The sequence below is a fragment of the Afipia sp. GW823-FHT06G09 genome (genome assembly GCF_058794875.1).
In genome coordinates this window covers 399,382-414,621 of the sequence record NZ_JBXAHF010000001.1, presented here as the reverse complement: position 1 = coordinate 414,621, position 15,240 = coordinate 399,382, and the positions used below count along the sequence as shown (strand labels likewise).

The window sequence follows — 15,240 nt, the reverse complement described above, 5'->3', positions numbered from 1 at the left end:
AGATCAATCGTGATTGTCCGCCACGGATCGCTTGGACTTGTTCAGCAGAGCAAGGGCAGCCCTGATCAGGACGATAATGCCGTAAGCGGCCAGGCAAAGAATCGAAACGAATAAGAAAAATCCTACGTCCTCAATAGGATATTTAGCGCCGTAAGACTTGTAAGTTCCTAGATAGACATGGCGCGATGTAGTGAACAGCGCAAGAGCGACGAGTATATGGAGAAAAAGGAAAGCATACGAAAATCCTCGGTTTCTAATAATAAACATCACCAGCACCGGGACAAAACTGGCGATCCAATCGGACCGATTGTACCAGCCGAAAATATGATAAATAATATATGCGCCTTCTATACTGATGATGATTGCCAACACCAGCGCGCAGATATTGAGAATGAGAGTCGTGCGTCCGCCTGTGAGGTTCATCGCATACCGGCTCAAATCGGAAATCAATAAAATCAAAGCCTGACTGAAAAGCCGTCGAATGGCTAGAGGCAGCCCTCAATCCTCCGCCGGCTTCCCCTTCACCTGTGCCGCCAGCACGGCCTTGGTCGCGGCGAGATCGACCAGCGGATAGGTGTCGAACCGGGCGGGGATGATGTCCGCCCATTCATTCAGAATCCGGTGCAGCACCTCGTTGCTCTCCACATCGAAGATCGCGACTGCGCCGCGCCCGACGCGCGGATAGATGTGCTTGCAGATGCCCTGCGCCTGGTACCTTTCCATCCACGGCCAGAAGCCCTGCCGCGCCTTGGCGACATCGGATGGCCGCTCGGGCCGCGGTTCGGAAATGACAAGAAACAGCATGGCGTGGCCTTTCGAGGCGAGGGGATTAGGCGTTGGCGTCCTTCCCGATCCGCCCCAGATGGGTGAACGTAAATCCCGCGTCGTATTTCAGGCCGTAGCCGAGCGCGCGGTCGATCCCGATATGCGCGCACCAGATCAGCGACAGGTGCATCGCCAGCGCCGAGGGCATGACCATGGCGAAGATGCCGAGCAGCATCGGGATGATCGCCGCATGGGCGGCGTTGTAGGCGGCGGCTCCCGCGCGGGGACCGGCGAGATAGCCCAGAAAGCTCAGGTCCGGCGCCAGCAGCAGGATGGCGAACATCCACCAGGAGCCCTCGAAATAGCTGTAAAACACCATGCAGGCGGCGGCGAGCGCCGCGCCCTCCAGCCGCAGCAGGGTGCGGACCCCGCCGGTGGCGCCGCCTGGGGCCGGGGTCGTCGTAGTCTCGGTCATGGCTTGCGAATCCCTGTAAAGGACGCCTTTTAGCACGCGCCACGGGCCAGCCAGCCCCGCTATTTTTGACGCCGCCGGGCCATTTTCCCCCGCCCAAACAGCGTGCTAGAAAGCTGCCCAACCATCCAAGAACGGCGGCGTCCGCCGCCCGTGAAAACCGGGACGAAATCCATGAAGCACATCCTCGAAGCACTCGATCAACGCCGCGCGGGCGCAAAAAAGGGCGGCGGCGACAAGCGCATCGAGGCGCAGCACGCACGCGGCAAGCTGACCGCCCGCGAGCGCATCGAGTTGCTGCTCGATAAAGGCTCGTTCGAGGAGTTCGACATGTTCGTCGAGCATCGCTCGGTCGAGTTCGGCATGGACAAGACCAAGATCCCCGGCGACGGCGTCGTCACCGGCTGGGGCACGGTCAACGGCCGCACCACCTTCGTGTTCGCGAAAGACTTCACCGTGTTCGGCGGCTCGCTGTCCGAGACCCACGCGCTGAAGATCACCAAGCTTCAGGACATGGCGCTGAAGGCGCGGGCGCCGATCATCGGCCTCTATGACGCAGGCGGCGCGCGAATCCAGGAAGGCGTCGCGGCGCTGGCGGGTTACTCCTATGTGTTCCGCCGCAACGTGATCGCCTCGGGCGTCATCCCGCAGATCAGCGTCATCATGGGCCCGTGCGCGGGCGGCGACGTCTATTCGCCGGCGATGACCGATTTCATCTTCATGGTGAAGAACACCAGCTACATGTTCGTCACTGGCCCCGACGTCGTGAAGACCGTCACCAACGAAGTGGTCACCGCCGAAGAACTCGGCGGCGCGAGCGTGCACGCGACCAAGTCGTCGATCGCCGACGGCGCGTTCAGCGACGACGTCGAGACGCTGCTCCAGATGCGCCGGCTGCTGGACTTCCTGCCGAGCAACAACACCGACGGCGTGCCGGAGTGGCCGAGCTTCGACGACATCGAGCGCACCGAAGAGTCGCTCGACACCCTGATCCCGGCCAATCCGAACCAGCCCTACGACATCAAGGAACTGATCCTGAAAGTGGTGGACGAGGGCGACTTCTTCGAACTCGCCGATACGTTCGCCAAGAACATCGTCACCGGCTTCGGCCGCATCGCGGGCAAGACGGTGGGCTTCGTCGCCAACCAGCCGATGGTGCTGGCGGGCGTGCTCGACTCTGACGCCTCGCGCAAGGCCGCGCGCTTCGTCCGCTTCTGCGACGCCTTCAACATTCCGATCGTCACCTTCGTGGACGTGCCGGGCTTCCTGCCGGGCACCGCGCAGGAATACGGCGGGCTGATCAAGCACGGCGCGAAGCTGCTGTTCGCCTACAGCCAGTGCACCGTGCCGTTGGTGACCGTCATCACGCGCAAGGCCTACGGCGGCGCGTTCGACGTGATGGCCTCGAAGGAAATCGGCGCGGACATGAACTATGCCTGGCCGACCGCGCAGATCGCGGTGATGGGCGCGAAGGGCGCGGTGGAGATTATCTTCCGTCAGGACATCGGCGATGCGGAGAAGATCGCCGCGCGCACCAAGGAATACGAAGACCGCTTCCTGTCACCGTTCGTCGCCGCCGAGCGCGGCTACATCGACGACGTCATCATGCCGCACTCGACCCGCAAGCGCATCGCCCGCGCGCTGGCGATGCTCAAGGACAAGCACGTCGATGTGCCGATGAAGAAGCACGACAACATTCCGTTGTAGAGGGTGACGTTCTTTAGAGATGCCTGACGTCGCAACACTCCAGCTAACAGCTTACGCTACCCTCACTTTCGTTGGTGTGTGTATCGCAAGCGCGGCATTATTGTTTTCATACCGTCAAAATTTTGGCTGGAGTCCCATTGTCCTTGTTACCTCACATGGGCTCGGTGGGGTCGGCGGCGGGGAGGAGTTTATCGTTCATCTCGATTTTGAATTTTGGAACAGGCAGAAATACCCAATAGTTATTCGGAATGTTGAAGTAGGTTTTGGTGAACTTCGATTGCACGAAAAGCAAAGTCATACTGGTGAAATGCTGACGTGGAATACATTTCGGGGCAATGCGATATTCCGTGACGATATTCGGGTAAATCCATCGGATCAGCACCAGTTTAAATGTCGAGGCGCGTTTCCAAAACGGACGCTTGATGATCTTGACGTAACGGCAACTATATCAATTCTCTATTTCGATCCCGTGTCCAACAAAACCAACACAAAGATTGTCGCTTACCGCTACTCATTTTCTAGCGAAAGTTGAGAGCCATGCCCCACATCCTCGTTGTCCGCGCCATTGTCCCCGATGAATCGAAACGCGCTGCGTTCGATGCGTGGTATTCGCGCGAACATCTGCCTGACGCTGTAAAATCGTTCGGCTGCAAGCGCGCGTGGCGCTACTGGCTCGCCAACGATCCTGCCGTGCATCTGGCGATGTATGAATTCCCGGACCGCGCGTCGCTGGATGCTGCGGTCGGCGGGGAGGAAATGAAGCGCTTGATCCGCGATTTCGACCGCGACTGGCCGGATGTGAAGCGCACGCGCGACATCATGGTGCAGGCGGAGAGCTGGCCGGCCTAACCGCCTTTGTCATCACCGGACCCGGTTCCTGTGGCCGCGTCGTCATTGCGAGGAGCGTAGCGACGAAGCAATCCATCTTTAAGCGTGGATTGCTTCGCTGCGCTCGCAATGACGAAGAAGGGTTAAAGACGTGGATGGCCGGGCCAAGCCCGGCCATGACGGCTGTGGTTGCCGAAAGTGCCCGGCGAAAGCTTGACTTTCCTTTATCAAGAATATAATCCTATGTTACTTTTTACTTCCTCCGCGCTCATGACGCGGAGGGCAACGCGGCCGCCGCCCAGAACATTGGGCGCGGCTGGTGGAGCGCCGGGAGGCGCTGCGTTCGGACGGAAGGCTTCGCAAACCTCTCCGTTGCAGAACGCGCGCGCCTCGCGAGACGGATTCGCAACCCGTTTCGTCAAGGTTCGCGGACGAACCTCTCGCAAAGGTTCGTCATGAGGGGCCTCGCCAGCCCCTGGCGCCTCCCGGCGCTCCATTCTCGCGTTGCGCGAGGAGGAAACGGGACAGGGTGGTCCGCGCCCTCATGTGAAGCGGATGCTTTGGCGCGCATGGCGCCGCGATTGCAGCCGCGCCGGACTGTGCTACGCCTCCACCATGGAGCCCGCAGAATCAGTCCTCTTCTTCTTCGGATTGTTCGCCCTGGTCGCCGAGGCGATGACGGCGGCGCTGGCGGCCGGGCGGCGCAAGATGGACTGGTTCGGCGTCGCGATGCTGGGCTGCGTCACTGCGCTCGGCGGTGGTTCGCTGCGCGATGTGCTGCTCGGGCATTATCCGCTGCTGTGGGTGAAGTATCCTTCGCTGCTGTTTCTCACCGGAGGCGCGGCGCTGCTGACTATCGCGCTGGCGCGCGTGGTGCATCGCTTCCACATGCTCTTTCTGGTGCTGGACGCGATTGGCCTTGTCGTCTTCACGATCATCGGCTGCAACGTCGCCATGAGGATGGGCCATCCGCTGACAATTGTGGTGGTGGCGGGCATGATCACCGGATGCGCCGGCGGCGTGCTGCGCGACATTCTCTGCACCGAGGTGCCGCTGCTGTTCCGCAGCGAGCTTTACGCCAGCGTTTCGCTGATGACGGGCGCGATCTATGTCGCCGCCACGCATTTCGGCACCGAGCATGTCGCGGTGGTGATCGGCTCCGTCGCGTTCGGCCTGACGTTCCGCCTGCTGGCGATCCGCTACAAGTGGGAAATGCCGAAGTTCATCTACGAGCGGGAAGGGCCGCACTGAGCGCTGCGCTCAGGGGCATCTGGGTCGCCGCGGCATTTTGTTCCAGGAAACTATTGGGCAGGTTGCGCGTTTATGTGGCATGTCATCACGCAAACCTCCTCCCATGATCGTCCAGCCGCCTGCCGATGGCAGTTATCTGCCCCGGCAAATGGTGTCACGCGTCGAAGCGGTCGGGCCGAAGCAGCCGACGCCTCATGACAAGGCGATGTGTGCGAAGGCGCGGGGGGAAGCGCTGAAAAAACAACGCGAAGCGCTCGGCGCGTCCGTGGTCATCAAGACCGGCGCATTGCACCGCGATCGCGAAAAGACGTCGTGAAGTCCGCACACGTTTCTGTGCGAGCCCCATTCCGTCGAAATTCGTTCAAGTTTTCCGCATTCGCGCCGTCAGACCCGCCACGATCTGTATTGTGACACCAAGCAGCCAGCCAAACGCGAGCAACGACGACGTCGCCGTGGATGTATCGGCGTCGGTCACGATGGAATAGACCGCAATGAAAGCCGTCGTGGCTGCAAGGAAGGTTCCGGCCGAGCTCAGAAGCTCGACAGGATCGGTCGAGGGCGGATCTTCGACGGCGGACGTTGCGGTGCGGGTCAGATGCAGCCTCGCGGAGCGGTGAGGGGGGACATCGATCCCGAGATAGAAGCCGATGGCGCCGAGAATCATCAGAGCAAGACTCATGCTGACGGAACTCAGCGCATCGACGCGCGCGTTCGAAACATGCGCGGCCACGAACAGGCCGCATGACGCACCGGCCATGGACAGTCCGACGCGTTCGATGACGTGGGCGCACCGGCTGGTGCGGGAACGGAATGTACGGTGGGCGATGATGCTGTCTACCATCTTGTACCAACCACGGAACCGCGAAAGGTTCCTTCAGCATCGGGGAAAAATTGGCGTGGTCTGTTTAGGGCCGTCGCGCGCGTCCCGGAAGATACCCATTCGATACCTCCCGTTTGACAACCCGTTGTATAGGATTATATTCCGAGATGGTTACCAAGGTGACTTGCACACGGATGAGGGGAATGGCGATCGCGAGCGTGCAAAGAAAAACCCCGCCGGAGCGGGGTCTAAATGACGTAACCGAAGCGCTTAGCGCCAGCGGCAGCCGTAACGGGTCATGAACTGTCCGGGAGGGCAACGACGCACCACGGGCGGACGAACAACGACGGCCGGACGGACGACGACAACGCGGCCACGATTTGCACGGCAGCCGCCATACGGGCCGCGATGAAAGCCGGGACCGCAACCGCCCGCCACCTGAATCACGTCAGCACCGCCGCTCGAGGCGGGAGCCACAGGCATCGCGTTGGCTGTACCGAAACCGGCGACAGAAACTGCGAGGAGTGCTGCTGCGAACAATGTTTTCATGGATGTGTCCTTCCTTGGGGATGAAATCGCGGTGCGTTTCGGCTTCGGCCAGGGCTGGTCGCGCGAACCGAAATGATTCGCCGGCAGCGGGCCGGCGGACGAACATTATTCTCCCGAACATTGACGCAAGATGAACCGAATGTGGTCCGATTGGGAAACCTGAGACGGTTCAGTTTCCATTCATGCGCGCTGCTGAATTCTGCCATTCGGGCAGAACATCAGGAGGACGCAAGATGGATCGCCGCGTTTTTCTCAAGTTCGCATTCGGATTGGCGGCAGCGGGCGTAGCTGCTGCATCGGCTGCGCGCGCCGCGCCGCTCACGCCGCAGCCAATTGCCGGCAATCCGATCGAACCCGATCAGCTTCCGCAAAATGCCGTCGCCAACGATGACGATCTGAATGAAGCGCAGATCGAGCAGGTCAGGTGGGGACGCCGCCGCGGCTGGGGCCGTCGCAGGTGGGGATGGCGCCGCCGCCGTTACTGGGGATTCCGCCGCCGCAGGTATTGGCGCCGCCGAAGATATTGGGGATGGCGTCGCCGCCATCGCTTTTATCGCCGTCGGTATTGGCGTCGCCGCTACTGGTGACGAGGTACCGCATCGTTCGATGAGCGCAAGACAATGCGCTCTGTTGTGAGCGAGGAGGGAACCATCAAGTTCACACGACGTTCATTGTCTCCGCGAGATGTTTGCTCCGTTGCAATCTCGCTTCACCAGGAGAAATGAAGAAATGGAACGTCGTGATTTCCTGAAATTTGCGTTCGGCTTTGCCGCCGGCGCTGGAGCCATCGCCGCCGCTGCATCCGCAGCGAGCGCTGCTCCGATGCTGGCCCCGCATCAGGATTTGATGAATGGCCCGAAGCCCGAGCCGGACGCCGCCGCGCAGCCCGCGGTTGCAGATCAGGATGATCTCGCACGTGGCGAACTGGAGCAGGTCCGCTACCATCACAGGCATCATCGGCACCGGCACCATCACCGCCGTCACTGGCATCGCCGGCGTCATTGGCATCACCGCCGCTGGTAATCGGCGGTTGAGTTCACGGGCCCCGGCTTCAACGAGCCGGGGTTTCGTTTTTTCCCGGCGGCAACCCAGCGGACAGCATCGCCTGAATGGACGTGCCGTCGATGCCATCGTTATGCGATGACGTGACCTCTCAGAGCTTCGGGGCGTTGCCGAGCGGGGTCTTGTTGAGGGCTTCGTTCTTCTCGGCGGCAAACGCATCCGCATCGATCTTTGCGGCGCTGATGATCTGCTTGAAATCGATCAGCGTGAATTCAGCCTTGCTGACGCGATCCGGGGTAATGCCGGAACTGATTTCGACGGAGACCAGCGCATCGCAATTCGCGGCCTTGGCCTCGGTGACAAGCTTGTCGAGCGTCTTTTCCAGCGCTTGCACGCGCTTCAGTTCCGCGACGCAGCTGCCGCGGCCGTTGGCATCGTTGAGCGCGACAGCGACCTTCGGATTGAGCGGTGCGTTGAGCGCTTCGAGCGCGGTGGCAGGGGTATACTTCTGCTTCACCGACATCAGCTTGCCGGCCTTGTAGAAGTAGTACATACGCCCGTCGCCGATCGCTGTTGGAGCACCGTATTTCGCGGTCACGCGCTCGATCATCTCGGCCTTCGACGGCTGCTTCTCGCTGGAAAAGCCGAGCAGGCGCGAGATGTAATAGGCGCGGTTGGCGCTTGCGGGAGATGAGAAAACAGCCAGCATCGATTCACCCGGATGGGTGCTGGTGGGGGCGAGGGTGAACTTCATCGCGGTGACATAGGTCACGTTGGTGCCGCCGAACTTCTGCTGCGCTGTCTCCGGTTTCACGCCCGGGAGATCTTTCAGATAGGATTCAAAGATCGGCGCGGCCTTGCTGCCTTCGGTCGCGCTGGACAGGCCGACAACGTCAGGCTGGAGCTTTGCGGAAAACGCAGTTTCGGGAGATTTCGGCTTGATTTCGTACGCCCAGCCGGTCGCCGGAACGGTAACCGAAGACAGCACGGCAAATGCGATTAACCCACTGCGAAACATGGAACACCCTGTCGGAAATTCGGGACATCAAAAGCGCAAAAAGCGCGGCGAATTACGCCAATTTTTGCTCAAGTCTGTCAACTGCGGATTGTTGCATTAATCGCCCGGAGCGCCGAACAAGGCGTTAAAGCGGGCGGTGCCCTTCGGCGAAAAAGATACGATACGGTTGCCTTTTTCGCGCTTCGCCCAGTTGAGCTGGTAGAATCGCGACAGCATCGCCGCACCCAGCGACCCGGCGAGATGACTGCGCCGTACGCTCCAGTCGAGACAGGTCTTGCACAGCGGACGGCGGCTGCCGCCGAGTGCGGACAGGTCGATGCCGAAATCGGCGACGAAGCGCTCGCCCTGGGATGTCAGCGTCACGCTGCCCTTGTGCGCGCGCAGCAGCTTCTTTTCAGTCATGGCGTCGAGCATCTGGACGCCGAAATCGCCGGCGAGATGGTCGTAGCAAACACGGGCGCGACGCAGCCCCGGATCTGCAGGGCCGGTCCTGACGCGCAGATGGCCCGCCCGCGCGGCGAGGCCCATCAGGCCCTCCAGAACGGCTGCGACATCGGCACCTGAGAGACGGAAGTAACGGTGGCGGCCCTGCTTCTCGGGCACAACGAGGTGACCAGCTTCGAGTTTGGCGAGATGTGAACTCGCAGTCTGCGGCGTGATGCCGGCTTCCTGTGCCAGTTCGGTCGCGGTGAGGGCGCGGCCACTCATCAGTGCCGTCAGCATGTTCGATCGCGCCGGATCGCCGACAAGCGAGGCGATCACGGCCATGTCCGGTCCTGCTTTCATACTTCGATCTTAATCGAAGCATTTGCGGCGGGCAACGGGATAGCTTGCGATCCAGTCAGGGAGCGCTCTAATGACAATTACCGTTTTCATCCGCTACCAGCTTGATCCGTTCAAGCGGCATCTGTTCGAGGCCTATGCACAGCGCTGGCTCGCCATTATTCCGAAGTGCGGCGGCGATCTGCTCGGCTACTGGATGCCGCACGAGGGGACCGACAATATTGCATTCGGGCTGATCTCGTTTGCCAGTCTGGCGGATTACGAAGCCTATCGCGCGCGGCTCAAGTCGGATGACGAAGGCGTCGCGAACTTCAATTTCGCGCAGGAGCACAAGTTCATCCTCTCGGAGGAGAGGACCTTTCTGCGGCAGGTGCAGAACTGACACCACACCAGTCCGATTGATTTCAACTGACATCAGCGGCATCGTTCGCCGCAGCGTCAAAAGACATCGAAACAAACTCGCTGGGAGAACAACGAATGCCGATTTCAATTGCGCAGAAGCGTGCCGAGTTCAGGAAACTTCACGAGAGCGGGTGTTTCGTCTTGCCCAACCCATGGGATGTCGGCAGCGCGCGTCTACTTGCCGGCATGGGGTTCAAGGCGCTGGCGTCGACGAGTTCGGGCTTTGCGTGGTCAACCGGGAGGCCGGACAATGATCTGCCGGTGGAGCAGGTTCTGGATCATCTCAAAATGATCAACGACGCGACGGATTTGCCTTTGAACGCCGATTTCGAGGCCGGTTTTGCGGATGATCCGGCCGACGTGGCCGCCAACGTCACGCGCGGGGTTGCAACGGGGGTCGCGGGATTGTCGATCGAGGATTCCACTGGCGACGCGAAGCAGCCGCTTTACGAAATGAAACTGGCCGTGGAGCGCATGCAGGCTGCGCGTGCCGCAATCGACGCGACAAAGCAAGACGTTATGCTGATCGGGCGTTGTGAGAGTTTTCTGATCGGCCAACCCGATCTCAATGCGACCATCGCGCGCCTGACGGCCTATGCGGAGGCGGGCGCGGATTGTCTCTACGCACCCGGTATCAAGACCAAAGACCAGATTGTCGCTGTCGTCAAAGCCGTGGCGCCGAAGCCGGTCAACTTGCTGATGGGTGCACCGGGCATGTCTGTCGCGGAGATTGCTGACCTCGGCGTTCGTCGCATCAGTGTCGGCGGCGCGATGGCGCGCGCAGCGTGGGGAGCATTTCTGCGCGCGTCACGCGATATCGCGCAGAACGGGTCGTTTGCCGAATTCGCCCACGCCGTTTCCTATGCCGAGATCAACGGCATGTTCGGCGGTGAGCCGTTTTAGCCGCAAACGAAAACGGCGGGCATCACCGCGGTAATGCTCGCCGTTGCCGCTGGAATTGTTGCGGTTAATTGCTCGTAGATGGCGCGCTAGCCGGAGCCGAATTGTTCTGCGGTGCTGCGGGTGCCGGAGGATTCGCCGCTGGTGGGGCAGGCTCTGCCGGGCGCATTGCCGAGCCGGTGGTCTGGCCAGCCGGAGCGCGAGGCGCCTGGGCTGTCCCGCCGCCTGACGGTGCGGCGGGTGCCGTCTGCGCGGTCGGTGTCGTCTCGGGCGATGTGCTGGAATTATTCAGTCCATAGAATACAACGCCAAGTATGGCGACGAGCGCGATCGCGAAGAGCGCAATACGTCCGCCGCTCGCAGGACCTTCCGCCAGTTCCGGATCTGCCTGCAGCTCGTTATCCAGTTGCTCTGACCGGCGACGAAGCACTTCATCGTTCGTGGCCGCAGCATAAGGATCGTTGGGATTACGCTCGATTGCCATGGTCGTTTTCTCCAGTGGTTTATCTTTGAAGACAATCTCTGGATGGCTCAGACGTTCCAACGCGCCGTCCTGCGGGGGCGAGGAACCGCCGGCAGCTACTTTACCCCGGAACCGGTTGTCTGGTTTGTGGTCCAGGCAGGCGCGCTGGTGGTCTCGTGCGGCGTAGGATTCATCCGTGCAAGAACGACTGCGAACACAACAAGAAGCGCAATACCAATCAGCGCTTTGACGGGTTTGCCTTGCTGGTTCTCGAACTCGTCCGTTGCTGACCGCTCGTCATAGACGCTTTTCTTGCCGTCGGATGACCAATCGTTTCCTGACGTGAGGGTCATGGTTTTCGTCCTCCTTGAGGATGCACCCGTTGAAATCGGGTTGTGGTCAGGGCGATGGGCAACGGTTCTGCGGCGAGAACCGTTCCGGCGGAGCGTTGCATGGAGCGAGGGGCAGCATTGCGGGGGAGCCGGCCGTACCGCAGCGGTCCGAACAGGGGCGTTTCCACCCGGAAGTCGTTCGCAATGTCCTTTCGGCCATGGGCAGACACGCGACACAACAGGTCTGGAAGGAGGCGAAAACCAGCCTAAAATTGCGTTTGAAAACAAAGGTCTGATGAATGCGATTTCTTTTGTGCAGGAAACGAAAAGCGACATAGACTGGTTCTAAGTAGACTCGTCACAGCGCAACAAGAGCCCGGCAAAGAGGCAAACGAATATGGGAATCAACCAAGGGCCGATCAGCCTCGACCAGAAATATACGCAGGCATCGGGACATGTTTTCCTTACCGGCATTCAGGCGCTGGTCCGGCTGCCGATGGCGCAGGTCAGGCGCGACCGCGCAGCGGGGCTGAACACCGCAGCATTTGTCTCCGGGTACCGCGGGTCACCGCTCGGCGGCTACGACCAGCAGCTTGTCGCCGCGCGCAAGCATCTCGAACAGTACAACGTGAAATTCCAGCCGGGGGTCAACGAGGACCTCGCCGCCACGGCGATCTGGGGTTCGCAGCAGCTCAATCTCTCGCCCGGCGCCAAATACGATGGCATTACCGGGATCTGGTATGGCAAGGGCCCCGGTGTCGATCGTTGCGGGGACGTCTTCCGCCACGGCAACGCAGCAGGTTCGGCCAGGAACGGCGGCGTGCTCTGTCTCGCCGGTGACGATCACGGCGCGAAGTCATCGACGGTGCCGCATCAGTCGGACCACGCTTTCATCTCCGCGCTGATGCCGTATCTCTATCCATCGAGCATCCACGAGATGATCGAGATGGGACTGCTCGGCATCGCCATGTCGCGCTATTCCGGCTGCTGGGTTGGCATGAAGGTCATCACCGAGACGGTGGAGACCACGGCGGAAATCGATCTCACAAATGAACTGACGCCGTTCATCATTCCTCCTGATTTCGAGATGCCGCCGGGCGGCCTCAATCTGCGCTGGCCGGACGACCGCTACGCGCAGGACAAGCGGCTGCAGGATTACAAGGGTTTTGCTGCTGTCGCCTTTGCACGTGCCAACAAGATCAATCGCGTGACAATGGATTCGCCGAACGCGCGGTTCGGCATCATGGCGTCGGGCAAGAGCTATGAAGACATTCGCCAGGCGCTGCGTGAACTCGGGATTACGCCGGAGGTGGCGGCAAAAATTGGTCTGCGGCTTTATAAAATCGGCATGCCGTGGCCGCTGGAGCCGGAAGGCGTGCGCGCCTTCGCCGTCGGTCTCGAGGAAATCTTCATCGTCGAGGAACGCCGCGAGATCGTCGAAAACCAGGTCAAGCAGGAGCTGTTCAACTGGCGCGACGATGTGCGCCCGCGCATCATCGGCAAGATGGACAATCACGACAAGCGCTTCCTGCCGTTCGCAGAAGAGCTTAGCGTTGCCTCGCTGGCAAGTTCGCTGACCGAGCGACTGCTGCAACTCGATCTCAATCCTGAAATCGTCGCGATGCTCCGTGCCAAGGCCGATTGGTTCAATGGCCGGCAGGCAACGCAGGTTCAGGCGGTCGCGCCGGTGACGCGCACCCCGTATTTCTGCTCGGGCTGTCCGCACAACACATCAACTAAGGTGCCGGAAGGCAGCCGTGCGATGGCCGGTATCGGCTGTCACTTCATGGCGTTGTGGATGGACCGCAACACGGAGACCTTCACGCACATGGGCGGCGAGGGCGTGCCGTGGGTCGGCATCGCGCCGTTCACCAACGAGAAGCACGTTTTCGTCAATCTCGGCGACGGCACTTACTTCCATTCCGGCAGCCTCGCGATCCGGCAGGCGGTCGCGTCCAAGGCCAACATCACCTACAAAATTCTTTACAACGACGCGACGGCCATGACCGGCGGCCAGCATGTCGACGGCGAGCTTTCGCCGCAGCAGGTGACGTTCCAGCTTCACAGCGAAGGTATCCGCGACATTTATCTTGTGTCGGAAAATCCCGAAGCCTATCCGGCGTCCGACATCGCGCCCGGCACCAAGGTCGCGCACCGCGATCAGCTCGACGAAGTCCAGCGCACGCTGCGCGAGACGCCGGGTTGCTCGGCGATCGTGTTCGTGCAGACCTGCGCCGCCGAAAAACGCCGCCGCCGCAAGCGCGGATTGATGGAAGACCCGTCAAAGCGGGTCGTCATTAATGCCGCGGTCTGCGAAGGGTGCGGCGACTGCTCGGTGCAGTCGAACTGCATCTCGGTGGAGCCGCTGGAAACCGAGATGGGGCGCAAGCGCACCATCAACCAGTCGACCTGCAACAAGGACTATTCCTGCGTAAAGGGCTTCTGCCCGTCGTTCGTCACCATCGACGGTGGCACACTGCGCAAGCGTGCGCCGGTCGATATCGGCAATATCGGCGAATTGCCCGCGCCGGCCTCAGTGCCATCGCTGGACCGGCCATACAATGTTGCTGTCGGCGGCGTCGGTGGCACCGGTGTGCTGACCATCGGCGCGCTGCTTGGCATGGCCGCGCATATCGAAGGCAAGGCCAGCATGATCCTCGACATGTCGGGGCTTGCGCAGAAGGGCGGCGCAGTGCTGAGCCATGTCCGGCTGTCCAGGAATACAGCGGACGTGACCTGCTCGCGCATTGTCACCGGTACCGCCGATCTGCTGATCGCGGCCGATGAAGTGGTGGCCGTTGCCAAGGAGACGATCACGCTCGCGGAGTCGTCGCGCACCTATGGCGTCATCAATACCCATCTCATTCCGATCGCGGATTTCATCCAGAACCGCGATTTCGATTTCCAGCGCGGCAAGGTCAATCGCGTGCTGGAGAATGCGTTGCGCAAGGATTCGGCATTCCTCGACTTCACCAAACCCGCCGAGACGCTGCTGGGCGACTCGATCGCAACCAACATGATGATGCTGGGATACGCCTATCAGAAGGGCTTGCTGCCGGTTGGCGCCGAGGCCATCGAACAGGCGATCGAACTGAATGGCGTGTCGGTCAAGATGAACACGCAGGCGTTCCGCCTCGGCCGCCTCGCGGCCCATGATCCTGCGAAGCTTGCGGCCATGATGAAGGGCGACGAGCCAGAGGCGCCAAAGACGCTCGACCAGATGACGCTGGACGAGATCATTGCGCACCGGACGCAGTTGCTGACCGATTATCAGAACGCGGCCTATGCCGCCCGGTATCGCAGTCTCGTCGATCAGGTGAGGAAGGTAGCGTTCGACGGCGGCTACGGCGAAGCGCTGCCGCGCGCCGTTGCGATCAACTATGCGAAGTTACTCGCTTACAAAGATGAGTACGAGGTCGCGCGGCTCTATACCGACGGTCGCTTCGCGGAGAGCATTCGCAAGCAGTTCGACGGCAATTTCAAGCTGAGTTTCAATCTCGCGCCGCCGATATTGAGCACTGGCACCGATGCATTGGGCCGTCCGCGCAAGCGGGCCTTCGGTCCCTGGATGATGAGCGCATTCGGGGTGCTGGCGAAGTTCCGCTTCCTGCGCGGCACGCTGTTCGATCCGTTCGGCTACAGCGAGGACCGCAAACTCGAGCGCGATCTGATCAAGGGGTACGAGCAGGATGTGGTGACGGCGGTGAAGCTGCTGTCGCCGAAGACGCATGACATCGCAGTCGAGTTGCTGTCGCTGCCGGATCAGATCCGGGGCTATGGCCCGGTCAAGGAAGCGTCGATCGCAAAAGCGAAGGCGCGATACGAACAGCTTGCCAAGGACCTTGTCAATCCGCCGCCGATGATCGAGCCCCAGATCGCGGCGGAATAGAACGCTCGTTCGCACGGCGAAACTCAAGATGCTTGCCAAGCGCCGCTTGGCGGGTCAGA

Annotated in this window: 19 protein-coding genes; 9 read left to right on the top strand and 10 right to left on the bottom strand. The window is 60.9% G+C overall.

The features are described 5' to 3' along the window. Nucleotides 1-3: 3 nt before the first annotated feature. The 3 genes from AC1Q67_RS02035 to AC1Q67_RS02025 are packed head-to-tail and all read right to left on the bottom strand — an operon-like array spanning nucleotide 4 to nucleotide 1,240. On the bottom strand, nucleotides 4-438 hold the full coding sequence (locus tag AC1Q67_RS02035) for a hypothetical protein (protein WP_492238140.1): 435 nt from the start codon (nucleotides 436-438) through the stop codon (nucleotides 4-6). Nucleotides 439-498: 60 nt separating this feature from the next. Then, on the bottom strand, nucleotides 499-804 hold the full coding sequence (locus AC1Q67_RS02030; RefSeq protein WP_492235378.1) for a DUF3303 family protein: 306 nt from the start codon (nucleotides 802-804) through the stop codon (nucleotides 499-501). Nucleotides 805-829: 25 nt separating this feature from the next. Then, a complete protein-coding gene (locus AC1Q67_RS02025) occupies nucleotides 830-1,240 on the bottom strand; it encodes a DUF4260 domain-containing protein (protein ID WP_492235379.1) in 411 nt (136 codons plus the stop codon). 171 nt (nucleotides 1,241-1,411) lie between these two features. Between AC1Q67_RS02025 and AC1Q67_RS02020 the strand changes: the two genes are divergently transcribed. The 5 genes from AC1Q67_RS02020 (at nucleotide 1,412) to AC1Q67_RS02000 (ending at nucleotide 5,339) form a co-directional block, all read left to right on the top strand. Next, on the top strand, nucleotides 1,412-2,944 hold the full coding sequence (locus AC1Q67_RS02020) for an acyl-CoA carboxylase subunit beta (RefSeq protein ID WP_006021023.1): 1,533 nt from the start codon (nucleotides 1,412-1,414) through the stop codon (nucleotides 2,942-2,944). Between the two features lie 19 nt (nucleotides 2,945-2,963). Further along, a complete protein-coding gene (locus tag AC1Q67_RS02015; RefSeq protein ID WP_492235380.1) occupies nucleotides 2,964-3,476 on the top strand; it encodes a hypothetical protein in 513 nt (170 codons plus the stop codon). Between the two features lie 5 nt (nucleotides 3,477-3,481). Further along, the gene (locus AC1Q67_RS02010; protein ID WP_492235381.1) at nucleotides 3,482-3,793 is read left to right on the top strand and encodes a hypothetical protein; all 312 of its coding nucleotides are present in this window, start codon (nucleotides 3,482-3,484) and stop codon (nucleotides 3,791-3,793) included. A gap of 594 nt (nucleotides 3,794-4,387) precedes the next feature. After that, nucleotides 4,388-5,023, top strand: a complete 636-nt coding sequence (locus tag AC1Q67_RS02005) for a trimeric intracellular cation channel family protein (protein ID WP_024575034.1) — start codon at nucleotides 4,388-4,390, stop codon at nucleotides 5,021-5,023. A 103-nt stretch (nucleotides 5,024-5,126) separates the two neighbouring features. Continuing rightward, on the top strand, nucleotides 5,127-5,339 hold the full coding sequence (locus AC1Q67_RS02000; protein ID WP_492235382.1) for a hypothetical protein: 213 nt from the start codon (nucleotides 5,127-5,129) through the stop codon (nucleotides 5,337-5,339). Between the two features lie 45 nt (nucleotides 5,340-5,384). On the opposite strand, the gene AC1Q67_RS01995 is transcribed toward AC1Q67_RS02000, so the two are convergent. Together AC1Q67_RS01995 and AC1Q67_RS01990 are read right to left on the bottom strand one after the other, a co-directional pair. Beyond that, nucleotides 5,385-5,864 carry a hypothetical protein gene (locus AC1Q67_RS01995; protein WP_024575036.1) on the bottom strand — a complete coding sequence of 160 codons (480 nt, stop codon included), beginning with the start codon at nucleotides 5,862-5,864 and terminating at the stop codon, nucleotides 5,385-5,387. Between the two features lie 249 nt (nucleotides 5,865-6,113). Further along, nucleotides 6,114-6,392, bottom strand: coding sequence for a GCG_CRPN prefix-to-repeats domain-containing protein (locus tag AC1Q67_RS01990; RefSeq protein ID WP_024575037.1), 279 nt, complete (start codon nucleotides 6,390-6,392; stop codon nucleotides 6,114-6,116). A gap of 233 nt (nucleotides 6,393-6,625) precedes the next feature. Here AC1Q67_RS01990 and AC1Q67_RS01985 point away from each other — a divergent pair, with 233 nt between their 5' ends. Further along, a complete protein-coding gene (locus tag AC1Q67_RS01985) occupies nucleotides 6,626-6,979 on the top strand; it encodes a hypothetical protein (RefSeq protein WP_492235383.1) in 354 nt (117 codons plus the stop codon). A 70-nt stretch (nucleotides 6,980-7,049) separates the two neighbouring features. On the opposite strand, the gene AC1Q67_RS01980 is transcribed toward AC1Q67_RS01985, so the two are convergent. From AC1Q67_RS01980 to AC1Q67_RS01970, 3 genes are all read right to left on the bottom strand, one after another. Further along, nucleotides 7,050-7,523 (bottom strand): hypothetical protein, encoded by a 474-nt coding sequence (locus tag AC1Q67_RS01980; protein ID WP_492238139.1) that lies wholly within the window; start codon nucleotides 7,521-7,523, stop codon nucleotides 7,050-7,052. Between the two features lie 22 nt (nucleotides 7,524-7,545). After that, nucleotides 7,546-8,382, bottom strand: a complete 837-nt coding sequence (locus tag AC1Q67_RS01975; protein ID WP_492235384.1) for a hypothetical protein — start codon at nucleotides 8,380-8,382, stop codon at nucleotides 7,546-7,548. Nucleotides 8,383-8,508: 126 nt separating this feature from the next. Continuing rightward, nucleotides 8,509-9,198, bottom strand: a complete 690-nt coding sequence (locus AC1Q67_RS01970) for an ArsR/SmtB family transcription factor (RefSeq protein ID WP_492235385.1) — start codon at nucleotides 9,196-9,198, stop codon at nucleotides 8,509-8,511. A gap of 70 nt (nucleotides 9,199-9,268) precedes the next feature. On the opposite strand from AC1Q67_RS01970, the gene AC1Q67_RS01965 reads away from it, so the two are divergent. Together AC1Q67_RS01965 and AC1Q67_RS01960 are read left to right on the top strand one after the other, a co-directional pair. Beyond that, a complete protein-coding gene (locus tag AC1Q67_RS01965; protein ID WP_024575042.1) occupies nucleotides 9,269-9,577 on the top strand; it encodes an NIPSNAP family protein in 309 nt (102 codons plus the stop codon). A 95-nt stretch (nucleotides 9,578-9,672) separates the two neighbouring features. After that, entirely contained in the window at nucleotides 9,673-10,500 is an 828-nt protein-coding gene (locus AC1Q67_RS01960; RefSeq protein ID WP_492235386.1) for an isocitrate lyase/PEP mutase family protein, read from the top strand. A gap of 64 nt (nucleotides 10,501-10,564) precedes the next feature. Here the strand turns inward: AC1Q67_RS01960 and AC1Q67_RS01955 are convergent, their stop codons facing one another. Both AC1Q67_RS01955 and AC1Q67_RS01950 read right to left on the bottom strand, forming a co-directional pair. Next, the gene (locus AC1Q67_RS01955) at nucleotides 10,565-10,981 is read right to left on the bottom strand and encodes a hypothetical protein (protein WP_492235387.1); all 417 of its coding nucleotides are present in this window, start codon (nucleotides 10,979-10,981) and stop codon (nucleotides 10,565-10,567) included. Nucleotides 10,982-11,076: 95 nt separating this feature from the next. Beyond that, nucleotides 11,077-11,313: a hypothetical protein gene (locus AC1Q67_RS01950; protein WP_492235388.1), complete on the bottom strand. Its 237-nt coding sequence runs from the start codon at nucleotides 11,311-11,313 to the stop codon at nucleotides 11,077-11,079. Between the two features lie 376 nt (nucleotides 11,314-11,689). Between AC1Q67_RS01950 and AC1Q67_RS01945 the strand changes: the two genes are divergently transcribed. Beyond that, complete coding sequence (locus AC1Q67_RS01945) at nucleotides 11,690-15,181, top strand: indolepyruvate ferredoxin oxidoreductase family protein (protein ID WP_492235389.1); 3,492 nt, start codon at nucleotides 11,690-11,692, stop codon at nucleotides 15,179-15,181. The last annotated feature ends 59 nt before the right edge of the window (nucleotides 15,182-15,240 follow it).

Bases quoted from the DNA above. Each gene is read 5' to 3' on its own strand.
- AC1Q67_RS01960 (WP_492235386.1), top strand. From the start codon at position 9,673: ATGCCGATTTCAATTGCGCAGAAGCGTGCCGAGTTCAGGAAACTTCAC.
- AC1Q67_RS01970 (WP_492235385.1), bottom strand. From the start codon at position 9,198: ATGAAAGCAGGACCGGACATGGCCGTGATCGCCTCGCTTGTCGGCGAT.
- AC1Q67_RS02015 (WP_492235380.1), top strand. From the start codon at position 2,964: ATGCCTGACGTCGCAACACTCCAGCTAACAGCTTACGCTACCCTCACT.
- AC1Q67_RS02025 (WP_492235379.1), bottom strand. From the start codon at position 1,240: ATGACCGAGACTACGACGACCCCGGCCCCAGGCGGCGCCACCGGCGGG.
- AC1Q67_RS02020 (WP_006021023.1), top strand. From the start codon at position 1,412: ATGAAGCACATCCTCGAAGCACTCGATCAACGCCGCGCGGGCGCAAAA.
- AC1Q67_RS02030 (WP_492235378.1), bottom strand. From the start codon at position 804: ATGCTGTTTCTTGTCATTTCCGAACCGCGGCCCGAGCGGCCATCCGAT.
- AC1Q67_RS01950 (WP_492235388.1), bottom strand. From the start codon at position 11,313: ATGACCCTCACGTCAGGAAACGATTGGTCATCCGACGGCAAGAAAAGC.
- AC1Q67_RS02010 (WP_492235381.1), top strand. From the start codon at position 3,482: ATGCCCCACATCCTCGTTGTCCGCGCCATTGTCCCCGATGAATCGAAA.
- AC1Q67_RS02005 (WP_024575034.1), top strand. From the start codon at position 4,388: ATGGAGCCCGCAGAATCAGTCCTCTTCTTCTTCGGATTGTTCGCCCTG.
- AC1Q67_RS01980 (WP_492238139.1), bottom strand. From the start codon at position 7,523: ATGGCATCGACGGCACGTCCATTCAGGCGATGCTGTCCGCTGGGTTGC.
- AC1Q67_RS01990 (WP_024575037.1), bottom strand. From the start codon at position 6,392: ATGAAAACATTGTTCGCAGCAGCACTCCTCGCAGTTTCTGTCGCCGGT.
- AC1Q67_RS01955 (WP_492235387.1), bottom strand. From the start codon at position 10,981: ATGGCAATCGAGCGTAATCCCAACGATCCTTATGCTGCGGCCACGAAC.
- AC1Q67_RS01965 (WP_024575042.1), top strand. From the start codon at position 9,269: ATGACAATTACCGTTTTCATCCGCTACCAGCTTGATCCGTTCAAGCGG.
- AC1Q67_RS01985 (WP_492235383.1), top strand. From the start codon at position 6,626: ATGGATCGCCGCGTTTTTCTCAAGTTCGCATTCGGATTGGCGGCAGCG.
- AC1Q67_RS01945 (WP_492235389.1), top strand. From the start codon at position 11,690: ATGGGAATCAACCAAGGGCCGATCAGCCTCGACCAGAAATATACGCAG.
- AC1Q67_RS01995 (WP_024575036.1), bottom strand. From the start codon at position 5,864: ATGGTAGACAGCATCATCGCCCACCGTACATTCCGTTCCCGCACCAGC.
- AC1Q67_RS02000 (WP_492235382.1), top strand. From the start codon at position 5,127: ATGATCGTCCAGCCGCCTGCCGATGGCAGTTATCTGCCCCGGCAAATG.